Source organism: Pseudomonas savastanoi, assembly GCF_020917325.1.
GTDB classification, from domain to species: domain Bacteria; phylum Pseudomonadota; class Gammaproteobacteria; order Pseudomonadales; family Pseudomonadaceae; genus Aquipseudomonas; species Aquipseudomonas amygdali.
Map to the genome: position 1 here is coordinate 1,213,076 of NZ_CP076652.1, position 11,160 is coordinate 1,224,235.

Consider the following 11,160-nt stretch of genomic DNA (forward strand, 5'->3'; position numbering starts at 1 on the left):
CGACACGCCAGGGTGTCTTTTTATACGCCAGCGCGGTCGAGCAGGTACTGGGTCAGCAGCGGAACCGGACGTCCGGTGGCGCCTTTTTCCTTGCCGCCGCTCAGCCACGCAGTGCCAGCGATGTCCAGGTGAGCCCAGTCATAGGCCTTGGTGAAGCGCGACAGGAAGCAGGCCGCCGTGATGGTGCCGCCTTTCGGGCCACCGATATTGGCGATGTCGGCGAACGGGCTGTCGAGCTGCTCCTGGTACTCATCGAACAACGGCAATTGCCAGGCACGGTCATCCGCCTGTTTGCCAGCGTCGAGCAACTGATTGATCAGCGCGTCGTTGTTGCCCAGCAGGCCGGAAGTGTGGCCGCCCAGCGCAACCACGCACGCGCCGGTGAGAGTGGCGATGTCGATGACTGCCTGTGGCTTGAAGCGTTCGGCGTAGGTCAGTGCATCGCACAGCACCAGACGGCCTTCAGCGTCGGTGTTGAGAATTTCGACCGTCTGGCCACTCATGGTAGTGACGATGTCGCCGGGACGTGTCGCGGTGCCGCTCGGCATGTTTTCGGCGCAGGCCAGAATACACACCAGATTGATCGGCAGTTTCAGTTCCAGTACGGCGCGCAGGGTACCGAATACGCTGGCAGCGCCGCACATGTCGAACTTCATCTCGTCCATGCCCGAGGCAGGCTTGATGCTGATGCCGCCGGTGTCGAACGTGATGCCTTTACCGACCAGCACGAAGGGCTGATCACCTTTTTTGGCACCCTGATAGTTCATGACGATCAGGCGAGGTGGCTGGGCGCTGCCTTGAGCCACTGCGAGGAAAGAGCCCATGCCCAGTTCGGCCAGTTTCTTCTCGTCGTGAACTTCCACTTTCAGATTCTTGTGTGCCTTGCCCAACGCCTTGGCTTCTTCGCCCAGGTAGGTCGGGTGGCAGATGTTAGGTGGCAGATTGCCCAGGTCGCGGGTCAGTGCCATGCCGGTGGCGATCGCCTTGGCGTGAGTGGAAGCGCGCTCGATGTCGGCTATGCGGACCTTGTCGGTCAGCAGGGTGATTTTTTTCAGGGCGCGAACTTCGGCTTTCTGGGTCTTGAAGCGGTCGAAGACGTATTCGCCATCCGCCAGAGCCTCGACCAGCAGGCGAGCCGTGCCGTAGGTGTCGCGGTTTTTCACTGACAGGTCATCGAGCGCAATCGCAGCGTCGCTGCCGCCCAGGCCTTTGAGGCAGGTCAGTGTTGCGCCGACGATTTTTTTCAGCTGGCGGTCCGACAGTTCACCTTCCTTGCCGGTACCGATCAGCAGAACGCGCTCGGCCTTGATGTTGGGCAGGTTGTGCAGCAGCAGGCTCTGACCGACCTTGCCCGCCAGATCACCGCGTTTGAGAATGAGGGAGATGGCTCCGCCGCTGAGGATGTCGACAGCCTGGGCAGCACCAACCAGTACACGGCTTTCGCCGACGGTGACCACCAGCGTTGCGGTTTTCAAGGTTTCTGGGCTTACGCTTTTAACAACCAATTCCATGTGGGGTCCCCGAGTAGACGATGAGAGTCGCAATATGAATGATGTACGCGGGATGGCCTGAGTGTTTTCAAGGAGAATGCCCGCGGTAAGCCTTGCAGTTTGACCCCGCTGCACGACTGCTGACAACCCCGTAGAGCCGCCTGCGTTGCGTGTAAGTGCGAACTATCCCCGGTGCGCAGTGACAGAAACACACAATCACAGGATAATGCCGCATATTTTTTGATGCCCACGCCTTTTGCCGGCGTGAATCTCTGGTTGCCGTGGCTCACAATTTTTCCCTGTTTGGCTGCCTGAGCCTGACAACTCTGGAGTGTCTGGTTTGATTGTCTTCCGTTATCTGTCCCGAGAAGTGCTGCTTACCTTGAGCGCGGTCAGCGCCGTGCTGCTGGTGTTCATCATGAGCGGACGCTTCATCAAGTACCTGGCGCAGGCCGCGTCCGGTGCGCTCGATCCGGGCGTGCTGTTCCTGATCATGGGCTTCCGCCTGCCAGGCTTTCTGCAGGTAATTCTGCCGCTGGGCCTGTTCCTTGGCATTCTCATGGCTTACGGGCGCCTGTACCTGGAAAGTGAAATGACCGTGCTGGCCGCCACCGGCATGAGTCAGCAGCGGCTGCTTGCCATCACCATGGGGCCTGCCACGCTGGTCGGGCTGTTGGTCGCCTGGCTGAGTTTCAGTCTGGCTCCACAGGGCGCTACCCAGTTTTCGCTGCTGATCAACAAGCAGGACGCCATGACCGAGTTCGACACGCTGGTGCCGGGCCGTTTTCAGGCGCTGCGTGACGGTACGCGTATCACTTACACCAAGGAACTGTCGGAAGACCGCTCGCAACTGGCTGGTGTGTTCATCTCTGAAAAACGCATGTCCGGCGACAAGAGCAAGGACAACGGTATTACCGTGCTGGTGGCAGAGAAGGGCCATCAGGAGGTAAGGCCCAATGGCAGTCGCTTCCTGATCCTCGAAAACGGCTACCGCTACGATGGCAATCCTGGTGCGGCTGATTATCGTGTGATCAAGTACGACACCTACGGGGCGATGCTGCCCAAACCGGAAATCAGTGAAGAAATCACCGACCGTGAGGCCATTCCGACCAGCGAACTGATCGGCAACCCGGCACCGCGCTCTGTCGCCGAGCTGCAATGGCGTATTTCGCTGCCGCTGTCGGTGTTCATCGTCACGTTGATGGCTATTCCGTTGTCGCGCGTCAATCCGCGTCAGGGCCGTTACCTGAAACTTTTGCCGGCGATCCTTCTGTACATGTCTTATCTGGCCATTCTGATCTCGGTGCGCAGTTCGCTGGAGAAGGGCAAGCTGCCGCTCAGCCTTGGCATGTGGTGGGTGCATGGCATCTACCTGTCCATTGGCCTGCTGTTGTTCTATTGGGAGCCTCTGCGTCTGAAGATGGCGAGTCGTCGCAGCGTCACGGAGGTGACTCGTGGTCAAGCTTGATCGATACATCGGTAAAAGCGTATTGCTGGCGATTCTTGCGGTTCTGGGAATCATTCTGGGGCTGGTTTCATTGTTCGCGTTCATCGACGAGATGGGTGATATCAGTGACACCTACACACTGGCGGATGCCCTCAGCTACGTCATGCTGACCGCGCCGCGGCGTGTCTACGACACCCTGCCAATGGCTGCCCTGATCGGTTGCCTCATTGGTCTGGGTACGCTGGCCAGCAGCAGCGAACTGACCATCATGCGTGCAGCAGGTGTGTCCATCGGGCGCATCGTCTGGGCGGTCATGAAGCCGATGCTGCTATTGATGGTTGCTGGTGTACTGGTCGGCGAGTACGTGGCTCCCTACGCCGAGAACCAGGCTCAGGCCGCTCGCTCGCTGGCTCAGGGCTCGGGTGATGCGCAGAGCGCCAGGCATGGTCTTTGGCACCGTCAGGGTGACGAATTCATCCACATCAACACCGTCCAGCCCAATGGTCTGATGCTTGGCGTGACACGTTACCGTTTCGACGATCAACGCCACATGCTGACGTCCAGCTTTGCCAAAGAGGCCAATTTCAAGACCGATTACTGGGAGTTGAAGGACGTCAGTACCACGCATTTCAATGACGGCCGTACCGAGGTCATCAATACGCCGGTCGAGCGCTGGGATGTAGCGTTGAGCCCGCAATTGCTGAGCACAGTGATCATGCCGCCCGAGTCGCTTTCGATCAGCGGTCTCTGGAACTACGCGCATTATCTGGCTGATCAGGGCTTGAGCAATGGCCGCTACTGGCTGGCGTTCTGGACCAAGGTATTGCAACCGGCTGTGACAGTAGCGCTGGTGCTGATGGCAATCTCGTTCATCTTCGGCCCGCTGCGTTCGGTTACGCTGGGGCAGCGCGTGTTCACGGGGGTGGTGGTCGGCTTTACCTTCCGCATCATTCAGGACCTGCTCGGCCCGTCCAGCCTGCTGTTCGGTTTCCCGCCGTTGCTGGCCGTGCTGATGCCTGCTGCAGCCTGTGCGCTGGCCGGTGTGTATCTGCTGCGCCGCGCCGGATAGCGTCGTGTAGCCGCAGTGAAAAAGCCGACCTTGAGTCGGCTTTTTCATGGGCGTACTCATGTACTTGCCGAGCGGAATCGCACATATAAAAAAGCCTCTGACATTGCTGTCAGAGGCTTTCTGTACGTACGAGAGTGTGTCGTATCAGGCTTCGGCTTGAACTTCGTCAGCCTGCATGCCTTTTTGGCCCTGCACGGCAACGAAGGTAACTTTCTGGCCTTCTTTCAGGCTTTTGAAGCCGTTACCCTGAATGGCGCGGAAGTGTACGAACAGATCCGGCCCGCTCTCAGGAGTGATAAAACCAAAACCTTTTTCATCGTTGAACCACTTGACGGTACCGCTCTGACGATCAGCCATTTTCTTATTTCCTTGACGCTTGACTTGAATTGGTTACAGCCTCTTTCACACGAAAGAGCACTGGGGCTGGTTGCAGGAAGTAAGAAACGTAGAACGGGTTGTAGCAAACCTAGAGCTACTGCCCAGGTCCAGATTCGGCGACCCATGCAAACACAGTCCGGAAACTCTACGCCAACTCTCGTTACAAATACAACCCCCCTGCCTTGTACCCTGTTTCCGGGGGGGAGAGCCTTATGCCCGGCGTGTTTGCCTGCTGTGCACGGTGTTTGGTCTGTCATAACATTTTGCACTTTATAGGTGCATTTTTGGCATATACAACAGACTGTTCACTCAGTTGAAACACGGCCGAAACAGTAGTGTGTAACAGCACCTGCGCAACAGCGAAGTATTGCTGTTTTTTTGACGCCGTTGTTTAGCCGCGAAAGTAACGTTGTGCAACGAAAGGCATTTTTGCAACACGCATGGGCACTTTCTTGCCGCGCACCATTGCCCAGACCTGTGTATCCAGCGTGGTGTAAGCGTTGTTCAAATAACCCATGGCCAGCGGGCCAGCCAGGCTCGGGCCAAAACCGCCGCTGCAGACAGTGCCGATGACAGTGCCCTGTTCATCGACGATTTCTGTGCCCTCACGCACTGGCGTACGCTCTTCGGGAAGCAGGCCGACACGTTTTTTGGCGACACCGTTCTGTTGCTGGGCAAAGACCTGCTCTGCTCCCGGGAAGCCGCCTGCACGTGCACCGTCGGCGCGACGCACTTTGGAAATAGCCCATAACAGGCTGGCCTCCACCGGTGAGGTGTCGGTGTCCATGTCATGACCGTACAGGCACAAACCTGCTTCCAGTCGCAGCGAATCACGTGCGCCCAAACCGATCGGGGCAACTTCCGGCTCTTCCAGCAGGCGGCGCGCCAGGGCTTCAGCCTGTTCGGCCGGTACTGAAATTTCATAGCCGTCTTCGCCGGTATAGCCCGAGCGGCTGACATAACATTGAACGTCCAGCAGCTTGACGCTGGCGAACTGCATGAAGGTCATCTTCGCCACTTCCGGCGCAAGGCGCGCCAGCACCGTGACAGCGGCCGGACCTTGCAGGGCGAGCAGGGCGCGCTCTTCGAACAACGGTTCGATAGTGCAATGCCCCGCCAGGTGCTTGCGCAAGTGCGCCAGGTCCTGATGCTTGCAGGCCGCGTTGACCACCAGCATCAGTTGATCATTGCCGAGATTGGCAACCATCAGGTCATCGAGAATGCCGCCAGCATCGTTGGTGAACATCGCATAGCGTTGCATGCCGACTGGCAGGTCAATGATGTCCACCGGCACAAGAGCCTCGAGGGCCTTGGCAGCATCTGCACCGATAAGGCGAATCTGGCCCATGTGCGAGACGTCGAACAGGCCGGCCTGTGCGCGGGTGTGCAAATGTTCTTTCATTACGCCAGCCGGGTATTGCACGGGCATGTCATAACCGGCGAAGGGCACCATCTTCGCGCCGAGTTCGCGGTGAAGGGCGTGCAGGGGAGTGGTCAGCAGGGTTTCTGTGGACATGTTCAATTCCTTGTTGAGCGGGCCATGCAGAACGGCATTGCCTGCGCGCACTCACTATCGAGCTGCGCACAGGCATGCCAGGGCACGGGCTATCAGGCTTCCTGATAGCTCTCGATGGACGGGCAGGCACAGACCAGATTACGGTCGCCGAAGACGTTGTCGACACGTCCGACCGGAGGCCAGTACTTGTTCTCGATCAACGATTCAACCGGGTACACCGCCTGTTCGCGGCTGTAAGGATGGCTCCACTGGCCGACGATTTCCGCAGCGGTATGCGGCGCGTTTTTCAGCGGGTTGTCATCCTTGTCCAGAGTGCCGTTTTCAACTGCGCGGATTTCTTCTCGGATCTTGATCATGGCATCGCAGAAGCGGTCCAGTTCTTCTCTGGACTCGCTCTCGGTCGGCTCGATCATCAAGGTCCCGGCAACCGGGAACGACATGGTCGGGGCATGGAAGCCAAAGTCGATCAGACGCTTGGCCACGTCATCGACGCTGATGCCGCTGCTGTCCTTGATAGGGCGCAGGTCAAGGATGCATTCGTGGGCAACCAGACCGTTGGTGCCGGTGTACAGCACCGGGTAGTGCTCTTCCAGGCGGCGCGAAATGTAGTTGGCATTGAGGATCGCCAGTTGCGAAGCGCGTTTGAGGCCTTCGCCGCCCATCATGCGGATGTACATCCAGGTGATTGGCAGGATGCTGGCGCTGCCGAACGGGGCTGCGCAGACTGCGCCTTCCTTGCGCTCCATGCGTGCATGGCCCGGCATGAACGGTGCGAGATGGGATTTCACGCCGATAGGACCAACGCCTGGGCCACCGCCGCCGTGCGGAATGCAGAAGGTCTTGTGCAGGTTGAGGTGCGATACATCGCCACCGAATTTGCCCGGAGCGCACAGGCCGACCATGGCGTTCATGTTGGCGCCGTCAATGTAGACCTGGCCACCGTTGTCGTGAACGATGCCGCAGATTTCGCGGATGCCTTCTTCGAATACACCGTGGGTCGACGGGTAGGTGATCATGATCGCCGCAAGCTGGTCGCGGTGCTGAACGGCCTTGGCGCGCAGGTCTTCGATATCGACGTTGCCACGTGCATCGCAGGCGGTGACCACAACACGCATACCGGCCATGTTGGCTGTGGCCGGGTTGGTGCCGTGTGCCGATGAAGGGATCAGGCAGATATCGCGATGCTCATCGCCACGGCTCTGGTGATAAGCGCGGATGGCCAGCAGGCCGGCATATTCACCCTGCGAACCGGCGTTCGGTTGCAGCGAGATCGCGTCATAGCCGGTGGCCGCACAGAGCATGGCCTCCAGCTCGTCGGTCAATTGTTGATACCCGGCACTTTGCTCGGCCGGGGCGAACGGGTGCAGGTTGCCGAATTCGGCCCAGGTCACCGGGATCATTTCACTGGCGGCGTTGAGCTTCATGGTGCACGAGCCCAATGGAATCATGGTGCGGTCCAGCGCCAGATCCTTGTCGGCCAGCTTGCGCAGGTAGCGCATCAGTTCGGTTTCAGAGTGGTAGCGGTTGAACACCGGGTGGCTGAGGATTGCCGACTGGCGCAGCAGCGCAGCGGGCAGGCGCGACGGGACGCTGGCGGCCAGTGCGGTGAAGTCCGGCAGGTTCTGAGCGTCGCTGGCGAAGATTTCCCACAGCGTTTCAACTGCCGACTGCGAGGTGGTTTCGTCCAGTGACAGACCCAGGTGCTGGTCATCGATTTCACGCAGGTTGATGTGCCTGGCGCGAGCCGCTGCGTGCAGGGCAGCGGTCCTGCTGCCGGTGTTCAGGGTCAGGCTGTCGAAGAAGAATGCCTGCTCGGCCTTCAGACCCAGCGTGCTCAAGCCTTCGGCAAGGATCGCGGTCAACTGGTGAACGCGCCTGGCGATCTGTGTCAGGCCGCGCGGGCCATGGTAGACGGCGTACATGCTGGCGATGTTGGCCAGCAGAACCTGTGCAGTGCAAATGTTGCTGGTGGCCTTCTCGCGACGAATATGCTGTTCGCGGGTCTGCATGGCCAGACGCAGGGCCTGCTTGCCGTGACGGTCCACCGATACGCCGACCAGGCGGCCCGGCATGTCGCGCTTGAAGGCATCACGGGTCGAGAAGTAAGCCGCGTGCGGGCCGCCGAAGCCCAGCGGTACACCGAAGCGTTGTGCGCTGCCGATGGCCACGTCGGCGCCAAATTCGCCTGGCGGGGTCAGCAACGTCAGGGCCAGCAAGTCGGCAGCCACGGCGACCAGCGCGTTGGCAGCATGGAAGCGTTCGACCAGCTCGCGGTAATCGAACACGTCGCCGTTGCTGGCCGGGTATTGCAGCAACGCGCCAAAGTAATCGCTGACGTCGCCCAACTCGGCTTCGTCCGCCACCACAACGGTGATGCCCAATGGCTCGGCACGGGTACGCAACACATCAAGTGTCTGCGGATGGCAGTGGCTGGAGGCGAAAAACTGCTGGCTGCCTTTGTTCTTGCTCAAGCGTTTGCAAAAGGTCATTGCTTCTGCAGCAGCGGTCGCTTCGTCGAGCAAGGACGCGTTGGCAATCGGCAGGCCGGTCAGGTCGCTGATCAGCGTCTGAAAATTGAGCAGTGACTCCAGGCGGCCCTGGGAAATTTCTGGCTGATAGGGCGTGTAGGCGGTGTACCAGGCCGGGTTTTCCAGCAGGTTGCGCAGAATCGGGGCCGGCGTGTGGGTGTTGTAGTAACCCTGGCCGATGTAGGTTTTAAACAGCTGATTCTTGCCGGCGATGGCCTTGATGGACGCCAGCGCATCGGCTTCGCTCTGCCCGGCAGGCAGGTTCAGCACGCTGGTGCCCTTGATGCTTTCCGGGATAACGCTTTCGCTCAGCGCTTCAATGGAGTCGAAGCCCAGCGTCTGCAACATGGCCTGTTCGTCGGCAGCGCGCGGGCCAATGTGGCGGGCGATGAATTCGTTGGCAGTGGTCAGTTCAATACGGTCAGTCATGGCTTGCTCCTCAGGCTTGGGCGTTGGCTTTGATCAGGCGGTCGTAGGCGTCCTGATCCAGCAGGCCGTGGATGGCGTCGGCATCCTGTGGAATGAAACGAAAAAACCAGCCTGCACCGAGAGCGTCTTCATTGACCAGCTCCGGCGTGTCATTGAGGACTGCATTGACCTCGACCACTTCACCGTCCAGCGGCATGTTGATGCTGCTGGCGGCTTTCACCGATTCCACCACTGACACTTCAGCGTGTTGAGTGTAGGCCTGCAAATCCGGGAGCTGCACGAAGACTACGTCGCCCAGCGATTCTTGCGCATAGGGCGTAATGCCGACCGTAATGCTGCCGTCGGCTTCGGCACGCAGCCATTCATGGTCAACGGTGAATCGCAACTCGCTCATACAAACTCCTCGGAGAACAGGGCTCGCGCAGCACGCGAACAATATGAGCTATGGCTAAGCAATTTAGCGGCCATGTTTTATTTTTTCATATAAATCAAATAGTTAATGATTATTAGATCAGTACGACCGATTTCAGCTGTAGCGAAATCGCTACACAGTTCAGGTATTTGAAAATACCTGCCTGATCAAGGCCTTGATGCAAGGGGAGTGCGCTTTAATGGAGTGAAATCATTACAGTGGAACGATTTCGTTGCGAGGCGAGGGGCGTTACTGCACCCAGCCAGCGCACAGCGCTGACCGGGTGGTCGTTCATGACGCAGGCTTAAGGCTTGGGCGTGGTAGCGGCTACTGAAATATTACCTGCTTCCCACTGCGACTCGCGCGCATCCAGTGCAACAGCAATGGCTTGCACCTTGGTGGATGAAAGCTCCGACGGCAGTGGATCCAGACCCGCACTGGCGAAAATCTGGCCGTAAGCGTTGCGCAGGTCGGCATATGCCAGGTCGCGACGCAGATCAGCCTGCAGGGTGTTCAGTTCGCCCTGAATCAGATCCAGCTCGCCCAGACCGGCTGCCTGATAGCGATTGCGCAGTTGACCGACGATCTGGCTGTCGATGCTCGACAGCTGTTGGCTGGTTTTGAACTGGCGCAACGCCTCGTTGTAGTTGGCGTTGGCCACGTAGAGCTGGGCCAGTACGGCAATGGACATTGCCTGACGACGCGCAGTAGCGACTTCCTCACCGGCTTTGGCGACGTCAATGGCGGCAGGTGCCGACAGCACATTGAACAGGTTCCAGGTGACTTTTACGCCCAGATCAGCCCATTTGTCGTTGACCAGAAACGAGTTGCTGTCGTAATGGCCGCCTGCCGAGAACTCAAGGCCGGGCAGCATGCGCAGCATGGCCTTGCGGGTTTCGGCCGAGCTGATACGGGTTTGGTAATCCTGTTCGCGCAGCTCGGGACGACTGGCCAGCGCTTCGGTTTCCAGGCGTGCCATGTCGACCTTGAGTTGCGGAATCGAGTAGTCGTCCGGCGTCGCCAGCTTCAGATCGGTGCCCAGCGGCAGGTTGATCAGGGTCGCCAGTTCGGTCTTGGCCAGTGAAAGCGCCTTGCGCTGTTCTTCAAGCTGACGCGTCGCCTGGATCAGCGAGCGCTGATAACCCAGTGCCTGTACCGGGTCACCCACACGCTGCTGGCTCATTTGCTGGCTGTTGTCCTGCGCTTTCTCGACACGAGCCATCAAGCTGTCGATCTGCTTGAGCATGCGTTCGGCGGCGACGGCGCGCCAATAGGCTGAACGCACGTCTTGAACGATGGTGTTGATCACCTTGCGACGGCGTTCCTGAACGATCAGGCGCTGGTCGCCTTGCTGTTTGGCACTGATGTAGCTGACACCGAAGTCGAGTACGTTCCATACCATGGTCAGGTCGGCGACACGACGGCTGCGATCCTGCGAGGTTGACGGTTCGAGGGACTGGGTTCCGGTCTCTACGCTTTCACTGCTCGATGCGCTGACGTTACTGCGTCCGGCATAGCCCGCTGAAAGAGCCATGCGCGGCAGCATGTCGAAGCTGGCGAGGTCCAACTGACGTTTGGCCAGGGCTTCTTCCATGATTTTCAGACGCGCTTCAAGGTTGTACTTCACCGCGCGGGCCATGGCTTGGTGCAGGGTCAATGCACCGTTCAATGGCTCTTGATCCTTGTACATCAGTTGCAGATCGCTTTTGGCGCGCTGCTCGCTGACGCTTCGGTCGATAGGTTGGCTGGTAACAGCGCAACCACTCACTACCAGCGCCAGCAGGCTGATGCTGAACAACTTCTGACTTCTTTTCATGCTCCGACCGCCCCTAGCTCTAGCTACCGCATTCTTTTTTATGAGCGCCGTACAGCTACGACGCATTACCAAACC

At 58.9% G+C, this 11,160-nt stretch carries 8 protein-coding genes; 2 read left to right on the top strand and 6 right to left on the bottom strand.

Going from position 1 to position 11,160, the window contains the following annotated elements:
- Positions 1-20: 20 nt before the first annotated feature.
- Positions 21-1,511 carry a leucyl aminopeptidase gene (locus KP808_RS05395; RefSeq protein WP_002552285.1) on the bottom strand — a complete coding sequence of 497 codons (1,491 nt, stop codon included), beginning with the start codon at positions 1,509-1,511 and terminating at the stop codon, positions 21-23.
- A gap of 319 nt (positions 1,512-1,830) precedes the next feature.
- Between KP808_RS05395 and lptF the strand changes: the two genes are divergently transcribed.
- Both lptF and lptG read left to right on the top strand, forming a co-directional pair.
- Entirely contained in the window at positions 1,831-2,958 is a 1,128-nt protein-coding gene (gene lptF / locus KP808_RS05400; protein ID WP_002552286.1) for an LPS export ABC transporter permease LptF, read from the top strand.
- Positions 2,945-4,006, top strand: a complete 1,062-nt coding sequence (lptG, locus tag KP808_RS05405; protein ID WP_002552287.1) for an LPS export ABC transporter permease LptG — start codon at positions 2,945-2,947, stop codon at positions 4,004-4,006. The genes lptF and lptG overlap by 14 nt, the downstream gene beginning before the upstream one ends.
- A gap of 144 nt (positions 4,007-4,150) precedes the next feature.
- Here the strand turns inward: lptG and KP808_RS05410 are convergent, their stop codons facing one another.
- The 5 genes from KP808_RS05410 to KP808_RS05430 all read right to left on the bottom strand — a co-directional run bounded on the left by KP808_RS05410 (position 4,151) and on the right by KP808_RS05430 (position 11,067).
- Positions 4,151-4,363, bottom strand: coding sequence for a cold-shock protein (locus tag KP808_RS05410; protein ID WP_002552288.1), 213 nt, complete (start codon positions 4,361-4,363; stop codon positions 4,151-4,153).
- 412 nt (positions 4,364-4,775) lie between these two features.
- Positions 4,776-5,900, bottom strand: coding sequence for a glycine cleavage system aminomethyltransferase GcvT (gcvT, locus tag KP808_RS05415; protein WP_230017651.1), 1,125 nt, complete (start codon positions 5,898-5,900; stop codon positions 4,776-4,778).
- A 92-nt stretch (positions 5,901-5,992) separates the two neighbouring features.
- The gene (gene gcvP, locus KP808_RS05420; protein ID WP_230017653.1) at positions 5,993-8,857 is read right to left on the bottom strand and encodes an aminomethyl-transferring glycine dehydrogenase; all 2,865 of its coding nucleotides are present in this window, start codon (positions 8,855-8,857) and stop codon (positions 5,993-5,995) included.
- A gap of 10 nt (positions 8,858-8,867) precedes the next feature.
- Positions 8,868-9,251 carry a glycine cleavage system protein GcvH gene (gene gcvH / locus KP808_RS05425; RefSeq protein WP_230017655.1) on the bottom strand — a complete coding sequence of 128 codons (384 nt, stop codon included), beginning with the start codon at positions 9,249-9,251 and terminating at the stop codon, positions 8,868-8,870.
- A 322-nt stretch (positions 9,252-9,573) separates the two neighbouring features.
- On the bottom strand, positions 9,574-11,067 hold the full coding sequence (locus KP808_RS05430; RefSeq protein ID WP_031595939.1) for a TolC family protein: 1,494 nt from the start codon (positions 11,065-11,067) through the stop codon (positions 9,574-9,576).
- Between the last annotated feature and the right edge of the window lie 93 nt (positions 11,068-11,160).

Bases quoted from the DNA above. Each gene is read 5' to 3' on its own strand.
- gcvP (WP_230017653.1), bottom strand. From the start codon at position 8,857: ATGACTGACCGTATTGAACTGACCACTGCCAACGAATTCATCGCCCGC.
- gcvH (WP_230017655.1), bottom strand. From the start codon at position 9,251: ATGAGCGAGTTGCGATTCACCGTTGACCATGAATGGCTGCGTGCCGAA.
- KP808_RS05410 (WP_002552288.1), bottom strand. From the start codon at position 4,363: ATGGCTGATCGTCAGAGCGGTACCGTCAAGTGGTTCAACGATGAAAAA.
- gcvT (WP_230017651.1), bottom strand. From the start codon at position 5,900: ATGTCCACAGAAACCCTGCTGACCACTCCCCTGCACGCCCTTCACCGC.
- KP808_RS05395 (WP_002552285.1), bottom strand. From the start codon at position 1,511: ATGGAATTGGTTGTTAAAAGCGTAAGCCCAGAAACCTTGAAAACCGCA.